Raw genomic sequence first — 21,579 nt, 5'->3', positions numbered from 1 at the left:
ATAAGTGCGTGTTTAGGACATCCAACATCGTAATTGGATGTCCCTATAAGCTGATTATTAGAAAAAGGTGTCTCATGTCATTGAAATAATGAAAGGGTTTTAAGATGGATACGAATCAATTTCAAACTGTATTGCAAGAACGTGGTGTTCATTTAACAAAGCACCAAATAGAACAATTTGAACGCTATTATACATTACTTATTGAATGGAATGAAAAAATTAATTTAACCTCCATCACTGTAAAAGAAGATGTTTTTTTAAAGCATTTTTATGATTCTGTTACAGCTGCTTTTTATGTGGACTTTTCTGGTGAAAAAACGTTATGTGATGTAGGAGCTGGAGCAGGTTTTCCTAGTTTACCATTAAAAATTTGTTATCCTGAACTTCAAGTAACGATTGTTGATTCTTTAAATAAGAGAATTACCTTTTTACAAGAGGTTGTTTCAGAACTTCAACTAACAGATGTTTCTCTTTATCACGATAGAGCAGAAACCTTTGCAAAAAAGAAAGAATTTCGAGAGAATTTTGATTTAGTGACAGCGCGTGCTGTTGCAAGACTGTCTGTCCTCAGTGAGCTATGCTTGCCTCTTGCTAAAATAGGTGGACAATTTATAGCATTAAAAGCTGCATCAGCAAATGAAGAGTTAGAGCAATCGAAGAAGGCTATTCACCTTTTAGGAGGGGCATTAGGAAAAGGGCATTCTTTCATCCTCCCCATTGAAGAAAGTGAAAGAAACATTATACAAATTGACAAAGTGAGATCAACACCAAAGAAATTTCCACGTAAACCTGGGACACCGAATAAAAATCCGTTAGGAGAAGAATAAGGTGTATATCTTCTCATCCTTTATGTTGGAAAGTTTCACGTGAAACATTTGTTGTTGAATGTCCCTATTATACATATGTCTGTTACTAATGTAGCAGGAAAATAGGCTCTAAATAGAGAATACTAATTTGGTAGTTTTTAAAGGTGGTGTTAATGAATGAAAAATTCATTTACTCGATTATTTGGAATGAGTGAGAAGGAAGAAGTGGAAGAGATCCAAAATCAACAGGAGCATTTTGAACAAGTAAAAGAGATTCCAGTTAAAGAAATAATTCCAAATCGATTTCAACCTCGGACGGTTTTTTCACAAGAGAAAATAGAAGAACTGGCGATGACCATTCGTACGCATGGAATGATTCAACCAATTGTCATACGTTCTGTAGATGAAGAAAGATATGAAATTATTGCAGGGGAAAGAAGATGGAGAGCGGTTCAAGAAATTGGATGGGAGACCATTCCTGCCATCATTAAAGATTATAATGATACCGAAACAGCTTCAGTTGCATTAATTGAAAATTTACAACGTGAAGAGTTAACGTCAATTGAAGAAGCAATGGCTTTTGCACAACTAATAGAACTACATAATCTAACTCAAGAAGCATTAGCACAACGATTAGGTAAGGGACAATCTACAATTGCAAATAAATTAAGATTATTAAAGCTACCACAAGAAATTCAAGAAGCTTTACTACAAAAACAAATTACTGAAAGACATGCGAGGTCTTTGATTCCATTAAAACATCCTGAACTTCAAGTGAAGGTCTTAAATGAAGTAATCGAAAAAAATCTCAATGTAAAGCAAACAGAAGATCGTGTTGAACATGTTTTAAATCAAGATGTAGAAGAAAAGAAGGCGAAACCGAAGAGAAAGTCATTTAGTAGAGACACACGTATAGCCATGAATACAATTCGACAATCACTAAGTATGGTTAGTGATAGTGGGATTTCAATTGACTCAAAAGAAGAAGAGTTTGAAGAATATATACAATTGACAATTAAGATTCCGAAATAGCTCATTTTTATCCCTTAGCTTCTCCTAGAGCATCCCGATTACAAGTGTTTAAGAGGTGATGCTCTACACTTCTTTTCCTTTCCTCCGTATAAATAATTTCTGGAAAAAATTATACGTAAAAACATCTACTTTGTATTTGATTTCATGATAAAATATGAATAATTAATAGTTTTAGTCGTCATAGAAATGAGGTGGCATCTTGGGTAAGATTATTGCTGTAGCGAATCAAAAGGGTGGTGTCGGAAAAACAACGACTTCTGTCAATTTAGGAGCTTGTTTAGCTCATATTGGAAAGAAGGTATTGTTAGTAGATATTGACCCTCAAGGGAATGCAACGAGTGGTATTGGTATTGAGAAAGCAGATGTTGAGGCTTGTGTATATGACCTTTTAGTTGAAGATACCCCTGTTACTGAAGTCATACGGCCATCATCAGTAGAACATTTAGACGTCATTCCTGCGACGATTCAATTAGCCGGTGCTGAAATAGAGTTAGTTCCCACTATATCACGAGAAGTTCGTTTAAAAAGAGCATTAGATCAAGTGAAAGATAACTATGATTATATATTAATCGATTGTCCTCCATCACTAGGACTTTTAACCTTGAATTCATTAACTGCTGCGAATTCTGTTTTAATTCCTGTTCAATGTGAATATTATGCCTTGGAAGGTTTAAGTCAACTTCTCAACACCATTCGTCTTGTTCAGAAGCATCTCAATCATGACTTAATGATTGAGGGGGTTCTCTTAACGATGTTAGATGCAAGAACAAATCTTGGTATACAAGTGATTGAAGAAGTGAAAAAGTATTTCAAAGAAAAAGTTTATCAAACCGTCATCCCAAGAAACATACGCTTGAGTGAAGCACCTAGTCATGGACAGCCTATTATTTCATATGATGCTAGATCAAGAGGCGCGGAAGTATATACAGATTTAGCAAGGGAAGTGACTAATAATGTCTAAAGGATTAGGAAAAGGAATTAATGCTTTATTCGCCAATGTTGATGTTAATAATGGAGAGTCCATCCAAGAAATTGCTTTAAATAATATTCGACCGAATCCATATCAACCAAGAAAAACGTTTGAAAAAGAATCCATTGAGGAGTTAAAACAGTCGATATTAGAACATGGTGTTCTTCAACCTATCATTGTACGCAGGAGTATTAAAGGGTTTGAAATTGTTGTAGGAGAACGTAGATATCGAGCTTGTAAGGAAGCGAGACTCTCCACCATTCCGGCTGTCATTCGTGAACTAACAGAGCAACAGATGATGGAGTTAGCCTTATTGGAAAATTTACAGCGAGAAGATCTAACGCCTATCGAGGAGGCTATTGCTTATTCCAAGCTATTGAAAAGTTTACAACTGACGCAAGAGGAATTAGCTGTTCGTATTGGGAAAAGTCGTCCTCATATAGCCAATCATTTAAGGTTACTTACTTTACCGAAGAAAGTACAACAGTTTATAAATGAAAATCAGCTTTCTATGGGCCATGGTCGGGCTCTTTTAGGTTTAAAGGATACCGAAAAGTTAACTCCTCTTTCAGAAAAAATCGTTCGAGAAAAGTTAAGTGTGAGACATGTTGAGCAGCTTGTGCAAAAATTAAATGAACATGTTCCACGTGAAACAAAAACAGCGCCTAAGAAAGATGTTTTTTTGAAGGAAAGTGAATCCGTTTTACGAGAAAGGTTAGGAACTGCTGTAACGATTAAGAGACAAAAGAAAAAAGGAAAAATAGAAATCGAATTTTTTTCTAATGAAGATTTGGAACGAATTTTACACATTATTGAGCATGATCTAGAAGGTGAATAATTTTTAAGGAAAAGGGGCATCGGTTTGGTGTCCCTTTCGTTATGTCCATCTCTTTGGATTTTTGAATAACACATATATAAATATGTAAAAAAACAGTGATTCAATCTATTCGACTAAACCTTTTATAAAATTCCAAATAAATTTATTCACTATTCGATTTGATACGTTTAAATGTTAATTGCTGTTTATAATTTATTCCATTGCTATACTGGTTTGCAGTCATTTCAATACCTTGAGCAATTGTTCTTGCCATACTCATGACAATGTGTAGCCGAGTATTTTGTAGGACAAAAAACTCCATAAACCCACTTACATTGACAATCCCTTTAATATGAATATGACCTACAGAAGGAAGCTCCTTCCTCACGGCCGCACCAGGCTTTATTGCTCCCTTTCCAACTTGCAAGGAACCTACATCATTGACTCTTCCAAGACATGCATCAATCGCTATAATAAATGGATTCTCATGGTTTTTGTTAACTTTCTCTAGTTGTTCCTCAAGGTTTACAGCGTGAATAGGTTTCTCTAGCGTTCCATATACATTAAAGGGAGAAGTATTCATATTTTCATGTAAGATTGAACCAATAATAGGGCCTAGTGAATCACCAGTAGATCTATCTGTTCCTATACAAAATACAATGATTGAATGTGTATGAATGGATGGTAATAAAGGAGAAATATTGTTACTTAAAGATAAAGCTGCATCTTCGTGATTATAAAATATGTGTTTCTTTTTCTGAGAGTTAGAAAAAAATACAGATTTCAGATTCATAGGATTCTCCTCTTCTTCATATTAGTAACAGTATACGGTACATTCTATTTTTCTATACATCCATACTTAAAAAGTGTAGAGATGTTCTCCAAGAAGGTTTCTATAGATGTATTTAGGTTCATTACTAGTTGGACACGCATGATCGGTGCTTAAAAAATGGATGAGGTGAAAAAATGCTGAAGTCAAGCTTTAAGTGGATATTTTTGATTCTGGGTACAGTTATTGGAGCAGGTTATGCATCAGGAAGAGAATTATGGCAATTTTTTGGCTTTGAAAGTGGACTAGCTATTCTTTTATTTTCGATCTTTTTCTCGATTTCCTGTTATGTAGTTATGAGTATTAGCTATGAAGAGAAATCGAATCATTTTTTTCCTGTATTAGAAAGATTAATTGGTCGAAAACTGTCCTATGTATATGATGTCATCATCTTATTGTACTTGTATACAACAACGGTTGTGATGATTGCAGGCGGCGGAGCTACACTTCAATTGTTTTCTATTCCTTATTGGGGCGGGGTTGTATTATTTTGTATTCCACTTATTTTGCTATTTTTCTGGGATGTCAAGGGGTTGTTTCGCCTGAATAATGTAATCATCCCCATTTTAATTGTTGGTTTAGTCTTTATTTTAGTTTCTTTTCAACTGAATCACCCTCACTCTTGGAATTTTCAATTAGACCAACAATATAAATGGCCTTCTGCATTTACTTTTACTTCATTAAACATACTTTCACTGATTGCTGTCTTATCTGCCATAGGAAAAGAAATGAAAGGGAAAACGGAAGCGAAAATCGTCAGTATTACAAGTGGGGTTATTTTAGGAGGGTTATCATTTTTATATAACGAGTCCTTATTACAAGTTGCGAACTTATTGGTAGATTATGAGATTCCTTTATTCGCGATATTGCATGACTCACCGATAACAATGCTGATAGCCGTATCTGCAATGCTTCTTTTTGCCATTTTTACAACGGCTGTTTCAGGTGTTTTTGGAATGGCAACAAGATTCAAAGGAGGGTGGAATCTTCCTCTTTGGATGCTAGCATTTTTATTTGTTTTATTAATGATTCCATTCACAAAATTTGGTTTCGCTACCTTAGTAACTACTTTATATCCTCTCTTTGCTTTGGTGAACTTGTACTTGCTGGTAGCTATATTATTATTTCCCATTACGAAGCGATATAAGTAGAAAAGCTTCCTATGCTAGTCTGTCTAGAGTTTTGCAAAGCAAATAAAGTTTTTGTTACAGGTCATCCATTTTTGTCATGGTTTTTTAGTATGAATAGCAGTCATTTCTTGCTATAATTCTTTAAAAGAATTCTCGGAGGCTAATATGACTAAAATGTTTCAAGATATATATGAAGACATAAAAAGTTATTTACTAAATGGTGAAAATTGGTTGAATTTCAGCGTGTTCACAATGAAAATATTAGCAATCATCATCGGTTCTTGGCTTCTCGTTAAGATTGGAAGAAAAGCGATCAGAAGAGTCTTTTCGATACGGACAAAGGGTCCTATGAAAATATCAGAAAGACGCGAAACGACGTTACAAAAACTTTTGGAAAATATTCTATCTTATATCGTCTACTTTATTGCGCTAATTATGCTATTTGATAACTTGGGTTATGATGTCACGGGATTAATTGCAGGTGCAGGTGTACTTGGTTTAGCGATTGGTTTTGGAGCTCAAAGTTTAGTGAAAGATGTCATCTCAGGATTTTTCATTATTTTTGAAGATCAATTTTCTGTTGGTGACTATATTAAGATAGCTGATAAACAAGGTTTTGTAGAGGAAATAGGCTTAAGAACAACGAAAATAAAGAGTTGGACTGGAGAGTTACATGTCATCCCTAATGGGAATATAGCAGAAGTAACCAATTATTCAGTCAATAACAGTATAGCGGTTGTCGATGTGAGCATTGCATATGAAGGAGATATTGTAGAAGCAGAAAGTGTGATTGAACGGTTATTAGAAGAACTACCTTTCAAGTATGAAGAGATGGTGGGAACTCCACAGTTACTCGGTGTACAAACCTTAGGTGCGTCAGATGTTGTCTTACGAGTAATTAGTGAAACGAAACCAATGGAGCATTGGAAAATAGGCCGTATGTTACGAAAAGAAATTAAGCTTTGTTTGGACGAGCATAATATTGAGATTCCATTTCCACGTCTAGTTATGTATAGTCGAGAAGAAGAAGAATCGTTAACTTTGAAAGAAGGAGGTCATATGAATGGATAAGGTGTTTGAGCTGAATGACATCGTTGAAATGAAAAAGCCTCATCCTTGCGGAGAGAATAAATGGAAGATCATTCGCATGGGAATGGATATTCGTATTAAGTGCCAAGGGTGTGGACATAGCGTGATGATTCCAAGAAAAGAATTCACCCGCAAAATGAAAAAAATTCTTCTAAAAGCGGAAGAGGAATAAGTGATGAAAGAATCCCCTCTTAAAACCGAAAATTATTAAAAAGAGTCCTTTACTTTCTGTACGTTACTTGGTAAGATTAACTAAATTTATAAGGTCACATTCAAATACAAATGCTATGAAGAGAAGAGTATAATCGGCAATTATTAAAAGAGAGCTCCAGTTGGTGAAAAGGAGTAATAATTAATGATTGGAAGCAAGTCTCAGAGCAGCACATCGGATCCTACAGGTGATGGTGTGACAGGAGCTCCTGTTATAGAGCTAGGGTATAAGTATGTTTTTCATGCCGTACCTGATAAGGATAATATGGTGACGTATTATCAAACTGGGGTGGCACCACGGCGCGCAACAACTCGTCCTCAAGACTTAAGGTCTTGGGGGTGAGTTTTTTTATTGTCCAATTTTATGCATTCAATAAGGAGGGAATGAATTGGTAATAAAAGAGATTGTTAGGTCGTGGAAGTATCCATCCGCTTTATTGTTTATTATTGGTTTTTCAAGAATAGGGGGATGGGTATACTTTATAGCATTAAATTTAATTGTTCTTGATATGAATGGGGTCCTTGCTGTCTCAGGTCTATATATATTTAGAGCACTTTCTGCTTTATTTACAAGCATTTGGTCAGGTACTTTCATTGATCGATTGAATAAAAAGCATCTTATGGTGGGGCTGACTATAATTCAATCAGTATTTATTGTCTTACTACCTTTATTATCATCTATTTGGACCATATACATTATTGTTTTTTTTATTAATATAGCCAGTTCCATGTATGAGCCGACATCAATGACTTATATCACTAAGTTAATTCCTCATACTCAAAGAAAACGATTTAATTCTCTCGTAAGTTTAGTTGATTCTGGCGCATTTGTTATTGGACCTGCCATTGCGGGAATCATATTCATGAGTGGTACTCCTAATTTTGCAATATATTTTAATGCATTAGCCCTATTCTTAGCGGTACTAATTACATTGTTCATGCCTAATGTCGAAAAAAAAGATTTTATTGAAAAAAAAGATGAAAAAATAACTATAAAGGTATTGGGAAAAGATTGGAAATTAGTTGTTAATTATAGTCTTAAACACGTGTACATTATGATCATTTATTTCTTATTCAGTGCGGTGATGGTTTTGGCAACTGTTGTAGATTCATTGGAAGCGGCATTTTCTACAGAAATGCTTTCTTTATCAGAGAGAGATTATGGTTTCCTGGTAAGTATTGCTGGTGTTGGAATCGTAGTGGGCGCTTTAGTAAACGTCATAATTGTTCAAAAAGTAGCTACCTCCTGGCTGATTGGTCTTGGATCCTTAATGGTTTCAATCGGTTATTTGATTTACGCTTTTTCGGATACTTTTTTGATAGCAGCAATTGGTTTTTTCATTCTATCCTTTGCGATGGCTTTTATTAACACTGGATTTTACACCTTTTATCAAAATAATGTTCCTGTCGATGTAATGGGGAGAGTTGGTAGTGTTTATGGTTTTATCGAAGCTTTTTTTATCATTATCGGGACGATTATTTTAGGTGCCATAGCAGATTCCATCTCTATTCAGTATGCCGTCATAATAGGAACTTTAATAATGTTTGCTGTAACGATTGTCTTATTTTACTTTAGTACGCAGCCCTCTAAAGCAAGCTTCTATTCTGAAAAAAATCAGACACAAACTTCTGGTGCTATTTAGGTTTTGTATATGTTTTTCATTTTGATGCAGGGTTATATTTACACGTACAACCTAATCCGGGTATCTATATAATAGTAAAATTATACTTTTATAAATGAGTATTTAATGAGAGGGATTTATAGGTGAGAGTACACTACAGTCTGGGCATTAAGAAGGTGAGTTCTTACAAATGGTATATTTTATTTATTGCTGTGAGGGAAAAGATAAGTGTTCAGCTATGCCCGTGTCTTCTTTGCTAAACGTTCGCTTGCGCTTTTCTTCCTTCATCACTATAATGAGTGGAGATTATAATAGCGTTTGTGATAGAGCAGAGGAGTGGAACGAATGGCTTTAACAGCAGGAATAGTGGGTCTTCCCAATGTGGGGAAATCAACTTTATTTAATGCAATTACTCAGGCTGGTGCAGAATCGGCAAATTACCCCTTTTGTACAATCGATCCCAATGTAGGAATTGTCGAAGTTCCTGATGGGCGTCTGCAAAAGTTAACAGAGCTAGTAAACCCTAAAAAAACCGTACCAACAACGTTTGAATTCACTGATATCGCCGGAATTGTAAAAGGTGCTAGTAAGGGAGAAGGACTTGGAAATCAATTCTTATCTCATATTCGCCAAGTCGATGCGATTTGTCATGTCGTACGTTGTTTTGAAGATGAAAATATTACCCATGTTTCTGGGAAAGTGGACCCAATTGCAGATATTGAAACGATCAACTTGGAGCTTATTTTAGCTGACCTAGAAACAGTTGATAAACGTATAACAAAAGTAGCGAAGATGGCAAAGCAAAAAGATAAAGAAGCAGTTTTTGAGCATGACATTTTATCTAAATTGAAAGATGCTTTTGAAAATGAACAGCCTGCACGAACGGTTTCTTTTACAGAGGAACAATTAAAATTTGTCAAACAGCTACATTTATTAACATCAAAACCGATCTTATATGTAGCGAATGTTAGTGAGGAAGAATTAAGTGATCCTTCTAATAATCAATATGTTCAGATGGTCAAAGAGTTTGCTGCAAATGAACAGGCAGAAGTCATCGTCGTTTGTGCAAAAGTCGAATCAGAAATTGTCGAATTAGATGAAGAAGAAAAAGAAATGTTCTTAGAAGAGCTAGGAATTGCTGAATCAGGATTGGATCAGTTAATACGTGCTGCTTACCATTTGTTAGGTTTAGCGACTTATTTCACAGCTGGAGAGCAGGAAGTAAGAGCTTGGACGTTTAAAGTAGGAATGAAAGCACCGCAATGTGCAGGCATTATTCATACTGATTTTGAAAGAGGCTTCATACGAGCAGAAACCGTTCATTACGACGATTTAGTAGCAAACGGTTCAATGGGAGCAGCCCGCGAAGCAGGAAAAGTTCGACTTGAAGGAAAAGAGTATATTGTAAAAGATGGAGATGTAATACATTTCCGCTTTAATGTTTAAAAAAATTGCTTTTGAACCGGAAAAGAAGGCTGTTGTATCATAGGAGCGATTCTGATATAATATTGACTTGCGAGTAATTTTAATAATTGCTCCTTGCCCTATTAGAGGGCCGTTTAGACCAAAAGGAGGTGTAAATAGGATGAAAAAATACGAAATCATGTACATCATCCGCCCAAACATTGAAGATGAGGCTAAAAAATCTTTAGTTGAACGATTCAATGGTATTTTAACTACAAATGGTGCGGAGATTACAGAAGTAAAAGAGTGGGGCAAACGTCGCCTTGCATATGAGATCAATGATTTCCGTGATGGATACTATATGTTAATTCATGTAGACGCTTCAGCTGAAGCTGTACAAGAATTTGATCGTCTAGCTAAAATCAGCGAAGATATCATTCGTCATATTGTTGTTAAACAAGAGCAATAAGAAATAAGATTAATCGATGCGCTTAGTCATCTTTCATAATAAAAACATGGTATAATCGTTTTAAAATGGTCTTAATTAGGAGTGGTTTGAAAATGTTAAACCGAGTTGTGCTTGTCGGTAGGCTCACAAAAGATCCTGAGCTACGTTATACACCAAATGGTGTAGCGGTTGCTACATTTACTTTAGCTGTTAACCGTACGTTTACGAATCAGCAAGGTGAACGAGAGGCAGACTTCATTAATTGTGTCGTTTGGCGAAGACAAGCTGAAAATGTTGCGAACTTCTTAAACAAGGGGAGCCTTGCAGGAGTGGACGGACGCCTTCAGTCTCGTAGTTATGAAGACCAATCAGGTAGAAGAGTGTTTGTAACTGAGGTTGTCGGAGATAGCGTTCAATTCCTCGAACCGAAAAATTCGAATAATGCAGGGAACAACAATAACCGTAACAATTATGGTCGCCAGGATGAAAATCCATTTGGTGGTGGTGGATCAGACTTTAACAGTCAACCTAGTCAAAACCAAAATAAGCGGACAAACCTAAATGAAGATCCATTTGCGAACGATGGAAAACCAATTGATATATCCGATGATGATTTACCATTCTAATAATAAAGGAGGGAAATAACGATGGCAGGAGGACGTAAAGGTCGTGGCAGACGTCGTAAGGTTTGCTATTTTACATCAAACGGTATCACTCATATCGACTATAAAGATGTAGACTTACTAAAAAAATTCATTTCTGAGCGTGGTAAGATATTACCTCGTCGTGTAACAGGTACAAGTGCGAAGTATCAACGTAAATTAACAGTTGCTATTAAACGCTCACGTCAAATGGCTTTATTACCTTATGTTTCAGAAGAAAAATAAAATAAAGAAAACAGTAAGGCGATCGTAGTCTTACTGTTTTTTGTTTTAATAAAACTTTCATTTATTTAAGGTGGTGGTGCTCTATGCTTCATCACCTTAAGTAAATGAAAAATGCATCAACTATGTCTTTATGTCATTCGTTCTTGCATTGTCCTCTAACTTCAGCGGCTAGAGACTGGTAATTAGTTGGACCCATATAACGTGCTAGCATTATTGTTAGCTCTCTCGACATGGTTGTCTTTAGTTGATGTTCCGTTATCTTATGCGTTTTTCTTCTTTTGAACACTTACTTATAAATAAGGTATAATTAGATAGGATCGGTACTCATTTGGTTGTTATATATAGCGATAAATGATGATAAGTATAAAGTAAGTGCTCTAGATAATGTGGAAATATGGAGTCGACTGTTACAAGGAGCTGAGAGATTTGCGATTATTTTTTGAAAAACCATTATTCCGCTTTGCTTTTATTGGATTGATGAGCGTAGCAGTGATTTCCATACTTCTATTAGGCTTAGATAGATTGTTTATCGGAATCATCCTTCTTAGTTTATTTCTTTTGTTTGTTTATGTATTTCTCTATACACAAAAAAAAGATGAAGGAGGATGTGGATGAATATATCGACACCCTCTCCTATCGAGTGAAAAAAGTAGGAGAAGAAGCTTTAATGGGAATGCCCATAGGAATTATGCTTGTTAATGATAGCTATCAAATTGAATGGACGAATCCTTATTTAGCTTCTTGCTTTGCTGAGGATACACTAGTGGGACGTTCCATGTATGATGTATCTGACGAGCTAGTCCCTATTTTTCAACAAGATATAGATAAACAAACTATCTCTCTTCATAACCGGAAATTCGAAGTGATTGTAAAAAAAAGAGGAAAAATTACTTTACTTTTTTGATGTAACAGAACAAGTGGAAACGGAGAAAAAGTTTTTTAACAATCGAACGGTCCTTTGTTATATTGTCTTGGATAACTACGATGAAGTCACTCATGGGATTGCAGAACGAACAAGAAATCATATTAATAGTGAAGTGACGAACCTATTAAATAAGTGGGCTCAAGATTACACGATCTTTTTAAAAAGAGTATCTTCAGAACGTTTTATAGCTGTAATGAATGAACAAACATTAGTGTCTCTCGAACGAACAAAGTTCTCAATTTTGGATGAGGTACGAGAAAAAACGGAGATTGAAAACGCCTCATTAACAATCAGTATTGGAATTGGACGTGGGGACATTCCTTTAGCTGAATTAGGAGAATATGCACAATCCAGTCTTGATTTAGCCCTTGGTCGAGGCGGGGATCAAGCGGTAATAAAGCAATTGAATGGAAAGGTTAAATTTTATGGCGGGAAAACAAACCCGATAGAAAAAAGAACAAGAGTAAGGGCTAGAGTGATTTCTCATGCATTAAAGGAAATTGTTCTCGATAGCGATAAAGTGATTATTATGGGGCATAAATACCCTGATATGGATGCAATCGGTGGTGCAATAGGAATCTTAAAGGTTGCACAAGTCAATGGTATAGAAGGGTATATTGTCATTAACGAAGAAGAAATTGATTCTGGGGTAAAAGGCTTACTCAAGCACTTGAAAGGTTATGAAGATTTATGGTCGACCTTTATAACACCAGAGGACGCTATGGAAATTGCCACGAATGATACTCTTTTAGTTATAGTAGATACGCATAAGCCTTCCCTTGTGATCGAGGAACGGTTGCTACAAAAGATTGATCGTAAAGTGGTCATTGATCATCACCGAAGAGGAGAAGAATTTATTACAAATCCTTTACTAGTGTACATGGAACCTTATGCCTCATCAACGGCAGAGTTAGTGACCGAACTATTGGAATATCAAGAAAAGCAATTGAAGATGTCCATGATTGAAGCGACCGTTCTCCTAGCAGGTATAATTGTAGATACTAAGAGTTTTACATTGCGAACGGGTGCACGTACCTTTGATGCGGCCTCTTATTTACGATCGAAAGGAGCCGACACCATATTGGTTCAAAAATTTATGAAAGAAGACCTTGACCAATATAAAAAACGTGCTAAACTCATAAAAAACAGCAAATTAGTTGCTTCGAGTATTGCGATTGCTCGAGCTGATGTGAATGAATTTTATGAACAAGTTTTATTAGCACAGACAGCAGACTCGTTACTGAATATGAACGAAGTAGAGGCTTCGTTTGTTATAGCAAGAAAGAGTGAACATGTGATTGGCATTAGTGCCAGGTCACTTGGTCAGATTAACGTTCAATTAATCATGGAAGAGTTAGATGGTGGTGGTCATTTAACCAATGCTGCTACTCAACTCGAAAATATAACATTAGAAGAAGCAGAGAAACAACTATTAAATGTCATTTATGAGTATGTAGAAGGAGGAAATGCCCAATGAAAGTAATTTTTTTAGAAGATGTTAAAGGTAAAGGAAAAAAAGGAGAAATAAAAGAAGTACCAGATGGCTATGCGCATAACTTCCTTTTGAAAAGAAAATTAGCAGTAGAAGCGAATGCTTCAAATGTGAACGCACTAAAATCTCAGAAAAAAAAGCAACAACAACAAGCAGAAGAAGAATTGTTACAAGCGAAGCAGCTGAAGAATGATCTAGAGAAAATTACCGTGGAACTATCGGCAAAATCAGGTGAAGGTGGTCGCTTATTTGGGTCCATCACAAGCAAACAAATTGCAGAAGAACTGAAAAAAACCTTCGGACATAAGATTGATAAGCGTAAGATAGAGCTTGACGATGCCATTCGCTCTTTAGGGTATACAAATGTTCCTATTAAGCTTCATCCAGATGTAAGTGCGGTCGTAAAAGTTCATGTAAAAGAACAGTAAGAAGATAATGAATGAGTATAATGTGGGATTGTGGAAAGAAACGACACTTGAAGCAATGCCACTTTTTTTTTATGATTAAATAGGATATGAATCATTTTATATAGATTAATAGATATTAATGGGGTGGTGAAACGTCGGTGAATGATTTGTTAACAGGAAATATTCCTCCTCAAAATATTGAGGCAGAGCAAGCGATTTTAGGAGCGATCTTTTTAGAGCCTACTAGTTTAACGGTTGCCTCCGAAATTGTCATTCCAGAAGACTTTTATCGAGCGGCCCATCAAAAAATTTATGCTAGCATGCTAGCTTTAAACGATAAAGGAGAACCTGTCGATCTTGTAACAGTGACGAAAGAGCTCGCTAATGTAAAACTGTTAGAGGAAATAGGTGGCGTTTCATATTTAAGTGATTTGGCTGACTCTGTACCAACAGCTGCTAATATAGAGTATTATGCAAAGATTGTTGAGGAAAAGTCGATTTTAAGACGATTGATTCGAACGGCATCAACGATTGCACAAGAAGGATACAATCGTGAAGATGAGGTACAAGCCGTTTTAGATGAAGCGGAAAAAAGTATTATGGAAGTATCGCAACGGAAAAATGCCGGTGTCTTTCAAAATATAAAAGATGTACTCGTGAGAACGTACGATAATATTGAGCTTCTCCATAACAGAAAAGGTGAAATTACAGGTATACCTACTGGGTTTACGGAACTGGATTCAATGACGGCAGGATTTCAGCGAAACGATTTAATTATCGTAGCTGCGAGACCTTCAGTAGGTAAAACGGCATTTGCCTTAAATATCGCCCAAAACGTAGCAACGAAAACGGATGAAAATGTCGCGATTTTCAGTTTGGAAATGGGTGCCGACCAACTCGTCATGAGGATGCTATGTGCGGAAGGAAATATCAATGCTCAAAACTTACGTACAGGAAATTTGACTGCTGAAGATTGGGGCAAGCTCACCATGGCGATGGGAAGTTTATCGAATGCAGGTATTTATATTGATGATACTCCAGGTATAAAAGTGAATGAAATTCGCTCTAAGTGTCGTCGATTAGCCCAAGAAAAAGGGTTAGGGATGATCTTAATAGATTATTTACAGCTTATTCAAGGAAGCGGGAGAAGTAAAGAGAATCGTCAACAAGAGGTTTCAGAAATCTCCAGATCTTTAAAAGCATTAGCACGGGAATTAAAAGTACCCGTTATTGCTTTATCACAGCTCTCCCGTGGTGTAGAGCAAAGACAAGATAAACGTCCGATGATGTCAGATATTCGTGAGTCAGGAAGTATTGAGCAAGATGCCGATATCGTCTCCTTTCTTTACCGTGATGATTACTATGATAAAGAAAGTGAAAACAAAAACATTATTGAGATTATCATTGCAAAACAACGGAATGGCCCCGTTGGAACCGTTTCTTTAGCTTTTGTAAAAGAATACAATAAATTTGTTAACTTAGAACGTCGCTATGGGGATGAAGATTTTGCTCCAGGTGCGTAAACAACAAAGCTAGTCTTTTAGTAGACTAGTTTTTTTATGCAAAATATAATAACGAACATTTTATATTAAAATATATAAAATGTTCGTTATTACTTTGACACATACCAAAAAAACTGGTAAAATGAGTTTGTTTTCATGGCGGAAAAGGAATGAAATATAACTCTAGTAGGGGGAATTATAATGTCTTCTGTAGTCGTAGTTGGAACGCAATGGGGAGATGAAGGAAAAGGGAAAATCACCGACTTTCTCTCTCAAAATGCTGAAGTCGTCGCTCGTTATCAAGGTGGTAACAATGCAGGTCATACAATAAAGTTCGACGGAAAGACATATAAATTACATCTAATCCCATCAGGAATCTTCTTCAAAGAAAAAACATGTGTGATTGGGAATGGTATGGTGGTTGATCCGAAAGCGTTAGTCGAAGAGCTTTCCTATTTACACGAACGTCATATTTCGACTGATAACTTAAAAATAAGCAACCGTGCACATGTCATTCTTCCTTATCATCTTAAATTGGATGAAGTAGAAGAACAAAGAAAAGGCGCGAATAAAATCGGTACCACTAAAAAAGGAATCGGTCCAGCTTATATGGATAAAGCCGCTCGAATCGGTATTCGCATGGCCGATTTGTTAGATAAAGACGTTTTTAAAGAAAAACTCTCGATTAATCTTGCCGAAAAAAATCGCCTTCTCCAAAGAATGTATGATGTTGAAGGATTTGAAATCGATGAGATTTTTGAACAATATTATCAGTATGGTCAACAAATTAAAAACTATGTTTGTGATACTTCTGTCGTATTAAACGATGCGTTGGATGAGGGCCGAAGAGTCCTATTTGAAGGTGCTCAAGGAGTTATGTTAGATATTGACCAAGGGACATATCCATTTGTCACCTCATCGAACCCAGTTGCTGGTGGAGTCACAATTGGTTCTGGCGTGGGTCCTTCAAAAATTGATCATGTAGTAGGCGTTTCTAAAGCTTATACGACGCGAGTGGGTGATGGTCCCTTCCCTACGGAGTTAACAAATGAAATTGGCGATCACATTCGTGAAGTCGGTCGCGAATATGGAACGACGACAGGACGCCCTCGTCGCGTTGGCTGGTTTGATAGTGTAGTCGTCAGGCATGCTAGAAGAGTAAGTGGATTAACGGACTTGTCGCTAAACTCCATTGACGTCTTAACAGGCATAGAGACACTCAAAATTTGTGTTGCCTATCAATATAAGGGGGAAATCATTGAACACTTCCCTGCTAGCTTAAAATCGCTTAGTGAATGTACACCCGTTTATGAAGAAATGCCTGGATGGACAGAAGATATTACAGGAGTAAAGTCATTACACGAGCTTCCTGAAAATGCTCGCCATTACGTGGAAAGAATCTCACAATTAACAGGTATCCCCCTTTCGATTTTTTCTGTAGGACCGGACCGTACGCAAACGAATGTTGTTCGTGGAGTGTATTCATAATTTTTTATATAAGAGGAGCTAGGAACCCTAACTCCTCTTACCATTATAAAAGGTACTCGTGCCTATATGTTGCACTTGAGACACTAAGTTCGTTTCACTTTTCCTTTGAACGAAAATAAAATTTTTTCATGATTTGCGTAATTTTTTATAAAAAAAGCTTGTCAACTAATTTGGATACTGGTATTATAGAAAACGTCCTGTTAAAAACTATGAGCCATTAGCTCAGTTGGTAGAGCATCTGACTTTTAATCAGAGGGTCGAAGGTTCGAGTCCTTCATGGCTCACTTTCTATAAGAAGTAAAAATAGTTGGCCCGTTGGTCAAGCGGTTAAGACACCGCCCTTTCACGGCGGTAACACGGGTTCGAATCCCGTACGGGTCATATATTACTCGGTATACATATTTTTTAGCAACAGCTTTAAATGGTGAACAGGTTTACTAAGTGGTCCCGTGGTGTAGCGGTTAACATGCCTGCCTGTCACGCAGGAGATCGCGGGTTCGATTCCCGTCGGGACCGCCATTTATATATATACTTTTGTTTGGCTCGGTAGCTCAGTTGGTAGAGCAATGGACTGAAAATCCATGTGTCGGCGGTTCGATTCCGTCCCGAGCCACTTTTTATTTTGTTTAGTTAAGCTCAGTGAAGAAGGATTTCTTCTTACTGGGTTTTTTTTATTATTACTATGGGTTTTGTGGATGGTAGAAGATATTAGAGGGATAAGCAATCTTCATGAGGAACTGTGATATACCTGATTTTAGAGGGTTGACCACATATGGAGCCTCCATAGTGGTCATGGTGTCATTATTTTAACGTCGAGTCGACTTACCATCAAACGCATCTCTCAAGCCATCACCGATAAAATTAATAGCTAAAACTGTAATGACTATTAAAAATCCTGGTGGAATCCAGCGCCAAGGTTCTGTGGTTAAGGTTGAGATACTTCTTGCAGAATTGAGCATATTCCCCCATGTTGGAGTTGGTTCTGGTACACCGAAGCCAAGGAAACTCAATGACGATTCAATAGTAATCATCGTACCCATTAACAAAGTCGCATTAACAATTAATGGTGCTATCGCATTAGGTATAATGTGCCTGAAAATAATTCGCGAGCTTTTACATCCGGCAGCTTGTGCACTTAATACAAATTCTCGCTCTCGTAAGGAAAGAAATTCAGCACGAACAATCCTTGTTGTTACAGGCCAAACGACCACGATTAATATGCCTATTAGTATCCACATATTTGATTTCTCTAAAACGGTTACAACAAAGAGAATCATCAGTAAGAACGGTAATGCGATAATGACATCTGAAATTCTCATAATAATATTATCGATCCATCTGCCAAAATAACCTGCGACTGCTCCTAAAGTGGCTCCAATTACAACGGTACCTATCATCGTAATTAAACCAATTAGTAAGGAAACTCTTCCTCCATAGAGCAATCGGGTATAGATGTCACGTCCTGAGTCATCTGTTCCTAGCCAATGTTCACTTGAAGGCTCTGCTTCAGTATTATACAGGTCAGTTGCATAAGGGTCTTGACTGCTTAATAAAGGAGCAAAAATAGCTAAGAAGGAAACAATAAATAAAATGACAATCCCAGCAATGGCCATTTTATTTTTTAAAAACCTCTGCAATGCTAGTTGTAATGGAGATTTACTTGTCTTTTTTTTAAATTCCACTTTGTCTGGATTCAAATTAGGTTCTCGAATTACTGGTTCAGCCATCTATATCACCTCTCAATCATATCGAATTCTTGGATCTACGACTGCGTATAAAATATCAGCAACTAAATTTCCTACTAAAACTAGAACGGTAGTGATCATCGTAACAGCCATCATAATTGGATAATCTCGATTTCCAATCGATTCAATGAGTAGTTGACCAAGACCTGGATAAGTGAAAATGGTTTCAGTTATGACTGCGCCACTTATAATTACACCTAAATCTAATCCAAAAAGAGTGACTAAAGGAAGAAGAGCATTTCTTAATACGTGTTTATAAAGGACAGAGCGTTCATTTACCCCTTTTGCATAAGCAGTTCTTACATAATCTTGTAGCTTTGCTTCTAATACACTCGCTCTTGTATAGCGAGTATATTGGGCAATACTAATTATCGATAATGTAATAGCAGGTAAAAAAACATGATGAAGTCGATCAAGTAACGCTTGAAAACCTTCATATCCCGCACCTGCTGTTACGGTTCCTCCAAAAGGAAACCATTCCACCTTATATGAAAAGAAATAGATGAGTAGCAATCCTGCGAAAAATGAGGGAATTGAATAACCAATGAAGGCAGCTCCTGTTAACGTATAATCGGCTATACTATATGGTCGTTGGGCAGAAAAGATCCCTAAAGGAATTGCCAATAAATAGGTAATTGCAAGAGAAACAACTCCTAAAAAGAGAGTGTTTCCAAATCTGTCTCCGATAAGTTCAGTAACAGGAATTTTGTGACGAATAGAAAGCCCAAGTTCACCTTCAAAGATGTTTTTAACCCAAATAAAATATTGTTCAACAGGATGTTTATCGAGTCCAAACTCTGCTCTCATTTTTTCGTAATAGGTTTCATCTAAATTAGGGTCAAGTTGACCAGTGAAAGCATCACCTGGAGCAATTTGTATAAGTGAGAATAAGATAATAGAAATAATGATGGTCATCGGTATAAAGATTAGTACACGTCGAATAATGTATTGTAACAAATTGACCTAGCTCCTTTCATAGGGAAAAAAGGCGAACAGCTAAAGAAGCCTGTCGCCTCATTTGGGTAGTTTCAAAGTGTACTATTATTGTTGGTCTTCCGGAATCCACCATTTGTGATGGTCACGGTGTAGAACCGCTCCTTCAAAGTTGAACTCGACTCCTTGAATGCGGTTGTTCCATGCTTCAATCATGTTCTGAGAATAAAGAAATGCATAAGGAGCTTCTTCACTAGCAAGTTCTGTCCATTTCTTTAAATATTCTTTACGAGCGTTTTGGTCACTAATAGCATCTTCAGCATAAACGGAATCTTTTATCAATTGATCACTTTCTTCATTTTTCCAACGAGGGAAGTTCCATTGATCATCACTAAGCCAAATTCCACTTGGATCTGGGTCTACCCCTAAGGTCCAACCAGCTAAAAATAGTTCATATTCTCCTTGTTCAACTGCTTCATAATAAGCGGCAACTTCTGCTGGCTGATCTAATTCAACATTTAAACCAACTTCTTTTAAGTCTGCTTGAATGGCAGGAGCCGATTGTTCACGAACAGGGTTACCAGATGGATAAGAAAGTTTAAATGTAACTTCATTTCCATCTGGGTCTTCGACAAATCCATCTCCATTCGTATCTTTATACCCTGCATCTTCTAATATTTGTTTCGCAGTATCAGGTTCGTAAGGGTATGCATCTTTCAAGTCTTCATTATATGCCCAACTAGCTGAGACAATATGTTGGTTTAAGACTGTTCCATGACCCTTAAGTAAACCGTCAACAATTCCTTCGCGATTAATAGCATAAACCATTGCTTGACGTAATTCTTTATTTTGGAGTTTTTCTTTTTCTAAATTAAAGCCCATATACTGATAACCGAAATCTTGATCTTCTTTAACAGTAATATGATCCATTGCTTCTAAATCTTCAAATTCTTTTGGTGATATTTGAGCTGTCATATCGACATCACCCTTTTCTAGAGCTGCAATTGTTACATCTTGTTCAAGTACTTTCCAAATGATTTTATTGATGTATGGTTTTCCTAAGTAGTAATCCTCATTCTTTTCTAACACAACGTATTCATTTGGTTTAATTTCTGAAATTTTGTATGCGCTGTTTCCTATAATAGTTGATTTTGTAGATTCTGAATTTTGCATATCCTTTACAGGTGTGTCCTTATAAAGGTGTTTAGGCATCGGAGTAGACCATAAGTTGGATAGATGGTTAGCGGCAGGATTAGTAAATGTTACTTTTATCGTATGATCATCTACTTTTTCGACACCCGATAAAGAGTCAGCGTTGCCTTCTTTCATTTCATTCGCACCTTCAATTGGTTCTACAGTATAATACCTACTTGCTGTATAGTCTTTATGTGCAATTGTTTCCCAAGTAAAGATGACATCATCGGCAGTAAATGCCGTTCCATCGTGCCACTTAACATCATTTCGTAAATTAATCGTTAAAACCTTTCCGTCTTCTGAAAACTCCCACTTTTCTGCTAATTTTGGAATGGTAATATTCAGTTCGTCATCAACTTCCCAAAGAGGATCAAAAACAAAATCTAATACATAATTGTCATATAGGTCTTCATATAATATTGGATTAAATACTCCTTTAGGAGCACTAAACATCGCTAACGTCATTTCTCCGCCTTCTACAGGCTCACCAGCAGTGGCTTTTTCCTCATCATTTGTTTCTTCTTTTGGTTTATCCTCAGACTCCCCACTCGTATCATCACTGTTACATGCAGCTAAAAATAAAGAGAACACTAACATGAGCGCGATGCCCAATAAAAAGGATTTTCTTTTCATTTTTTTACCCCCATTT

At 36.6% G+C, this 21,579-nt stretch carries 19 protein-coding genes, 4 tRNA genes, 1 pseudogene and 1 other annotated feature; of the genes and pseudogenes, 20 read left to right on the top strand and 4 right to left on the bottom strand.

What is annotated here, in order from left to right:
- Window positions 1-104 precede the first annotated feature (104 nt).
- The 4 genes from rsmG to LC087_RS13685 all read left to right on the top strand — a co-directional run bounded on the left by rsmG (window position 105) and on the right by LC087_RS13685 (window position 3,646).
- Window positions 105-827 (top strand): 16S rRNA (guanine(527)-N(7))-methyltransferase RsmG, encoded by a 723-nt coding sequence (rsmG, locus tag LC087_RS13700; protein ID WP_226541333.1) that lies wholly within the window; start codon window positions 105-107, stop codon window positions 825-827.
- A gap of 156 nt (window positions 828-983) precedes the next feature.
- Window positions 984-1,838 (top strand): nucleoid occlusion protein, encoded by an 855-nt coding sequence (noc, locus tag LC087_RS13695; protein WP_226541334.1) that lies wholly within the window; start codon window positions 984-986, stop codon window positions 1,836-1,838.
- A 199-nt stretch (window positions 1,839-2,037) separates the two neighbouring features.
- Complete coding sequence (locus tag LC087_RS13690) at window positions 2,038-2,799, top strand: ParA family protein (RefSeq protein ID WP_226541336.1); 762 nt, start codon at window positions 2,038-2,040, stop codon at window positions 2,797-2,799.
- Window positions 2,792-3,646, top strand: a complete 855-nt coding sequence (locus LC087_RS13685; RefSeq protein ID WP_226541338.1) for a ParB/RepB/Spo0J family partition protein — start codon at window positions 2,792-2,794, stop codon at window positions 3,644-3,646. Before LC087_RS13690 ends, LC087_RS13685 begins: the two co-directional genes overlap by 8 nt.
- Before the next feature lie 142 nt (window positions 3,647-3,788).
- On the opposite strand, the gene yyaC is transcribed toward LC087_RS13685, so the two are convergent.
- Complete coding sequence (yyaC, locus tag LC087_RS13680) at window positions 3,789-4,418, bottom strand: spore protease YyaC (RefSeq protein WP_226541340.1); 630 nt, start codon at window positions 4,416-4,418, stop codon at window positions 3,789-3,791.
- A 173-nt stretch (window positions 4,419-4,591) separates the two neighbouring features.
- Here yyaC and LC087_RS13675 point away from each other — a divergent pair, with 173 nt between their 5' ends.
- The 16 genes and pseudogenes from LC087_RS13675 to LC087_RS13600 all read left to right on the top strand — a co-directional run bounded on the left by LC087_RS13675 (window position 4,592) and on the right by LC087_RS13600 (window position 17,671).
- Window positions 4,592-5,605 carry a YkvI family membrane protein gene (locus LC087_RS13675; protein ID WP_226541342.1) on the top strand — a complete coding sequence of 338 codons (1,014 nt, stop codon included), beginning with the start codon at window positions 4,592-4,594 and terminating at the stop codon, window positions 5,603-5,605.
- A gap of 144 nt (window positions 5,606-5,749) precedes the next feature.
- Window positions 5,750-6,655 carry a mechanosensitive ion channel family protein gene (locus LC087_RS13670; protein WP_226541344.1) on the top strand — a complete coding sequence of 302 codons (906 nt, stop codon included), beginning with the start codon at window positions 5,750-5,752 and terminating at the stop codon, window positions 6,653-6,655.
- Window positions 6,648-6,845, top strand: coding sequence for a DUF951 domain-containing protein (locus LC087_RS13665; protein ID WP_226541346.1), 198 nt, complete (start codon window positions 6,648-6,650; stop codon window positions 6,843-6,845). The genes LC087_RS13670 and LC087_RS13665 overlap by 8 nt, the downstream gene beginning before the upstream one ends.
- 106 nt (window positions 6,846-6,951) lie before the next feature.
- Window positions 6,952-7,206: a binding site (T-box leader), on the top strand.
- 72 nt (window positions 7,207-7,278) lie between these two features.
- Window positions 7,279-8,526 carry an MFS transporter gene (locus LC087_RS13660; protein ID WP_371932702.1) on the top strand — a complete coding sequence of 416 codons (1,248 nt, stop codon included), beginning with the start codon at window positions 7,279-7,281 and terminating at the stop codon, window positions 8,524-8,526.
- A gap of 324 nt (window positions 8,527-8,850) precedes the next feature.
- Window positions 8,851-9,951 carry a redox-regulated ATPase YchF gene (ychF, locus tag LC087_RS13655; RefSeq protein ID WP_226541350.1) on the top strand — a complete coding sequence of 367 codons (1,101 nt, stop codon included), beginning with the start codon at window positions 8,851-8,853 and terminating at the stop codon, window positions 9,949-9,951.
- 139 nt (window positions 9,952-10,090) lie between these two features.
- Window positions 10,091-10,378 (top strand): 30S ribosomal protein S6, encoded by a 288-nt coding sequence (gene rpsF, locus LC087_RS13650; protein ID WP_226541352.1) that lies wholly within the window; start codon window positions 10,091-10,093, stop codon window positions 10,376-10,378.
- 92 nt (window positions 10,379-10,470) lie between these two features.
- Entirely contained in the window at window positions 10,471-10,983 is a 513-nt protein-coding gene (gene ssb / locus LC087_RS13645) for a single-stranded DNA-binding protein (RefSeq protein ID WP_226541354.1), read from the top strand.
- Between the two features lie 21 nt (window positions 10,984-11,004).
- Complete coding sequence (rpsR, locus tag LC087_RS13640; RefSeq protein ID WP_226541355.1) at window positions 11,005-11,244, top strand: 30S ribosomal protein S18; 240 nt, start codon at window positions 11,005-11,007, stop codon at window positions 11,242-11,244.
- 384 nt (window positions 11,245-11,628) lie between these two features.
- A pseudogene (locus tag LC087_RS13635) lies at window positions 11,629-13,646 on the top strand (DHH family phosphoesterase).
- A complete protein-coding gene (rplI, locus tag LC087_RS13630; protein WP_226541357.1) occupies window positions 13,643-14,089 on the top strand; it encodes a 50S ribosomal protein L9 in 447 nt (148 codons plus the stop codon). The pseudogene LC087_RS13635 and the gene rplI overlap by 4 nt, the downstream one beginning before the upstream one ends.
- Window positions 14,090-14,226: 137 nt before the next feature.
- Window positions 14,227-15,591, top strand: a complete 1,365-nt coding sequence (gene dnaB, locus LC087_RS13625) for a replicative DNA helicase (RefSeq protein WP_226541358.1) — start codon at window positions 14,227-14,229, stop codon at window positions 15,589-15,591.
- A 180-nt stretch (window positions 15,592-15,771) separates the two neighbouring features.
- Window positions 15,772-17,058, top strand: a complete 1,287-nt coding sequence (locus LC087_RS13620) for an adenylosuccinate synthase (protein WP_226541359.1) — start codon at window positions 15,772-15,774, stop codon at window positions 17,056-17,058.
- A gap of 211 nt (window positions 17,059-17,269) precedes the next feature.
- Window positions 17,270-17,342, top strand: a tRNA-Lys gene (locus LC087_RS13615).
- A gap of 25 nt (window positions 17,343-17,367) precedes the next feature.
- Window positions 17,368-17,439, top strand: a tRNA-Glu gene (locus tag LC087_RS13610).
- Between the two features lie 62 nt (window positions 17,440-17,501).
- Window positions 17,502-17,577 (top strand) — tRNA-Asp (locus LC087_RS13605).
- Between the two features lie 21 nt (window positions 17,578-17,598).
- Window positions 17,599-17,671: transfer RNA gene (locus LC087_RS13600), tRNA-Phe, on the top strand.
- 193 nt (window positions 17,672-17,864) lie between these two features.
- Here LC087_RS13600 and opp4C read toward each other — a convergent pair.
- From opp4C to LC087_RS13585, 3 genes are all read right to left on the bottom strand, one after another.
- The gene (gene opp4C / locus LC087_RS13595) at window positions 17,865-18,785 is read right to left on the bottom strand and encodes an oligopeptide ABC transporter permease (RefSeq protein ID WP_226541360.1); all 921 of its coding nucleotides are present in this window, start codon (window positions 18,783-18,785) and stop codon (window positions 17,865-17,867) included.
- 12 nt (window positions 18,786-18,797) lie between these two features.
- Window positions 18,798-19,760 (bottom strand): ABC transporter permease, encoded by a 963-nt coding sequence (locus tag LC087_RS13590; protein ID WP_226541361.1) that lies wholly within the window; start codon window positions 19,758-19,760, stop codon window positions 18,798-18,800.
- A gap of 84 nt (window positions 19,761-19,844) precedes the next feature.
- Entirely contained in the window at window positions 19,845-21,563 is a 1,719-nt protein-coding gene (locus LC087_RS13585; RefSeq protein WP_226541362.1) for a peptide-binding protein, read from the bottom strand.
- Window positions 21,564-21,579 lie beyond the last annotated feature (16 nt).

Source organism: Bacillus carboniphilus (assembly GCF_020524035.2).
GTDB lineage: Bacteria > Bacillota > Bacilli > Bacillales > JAIVKR01 > Bacillus_CC.
Note: the sequence above shows the minus strand (reverse complement) of the source record. Positions and strands in the feature narration are given on the sequence as shown.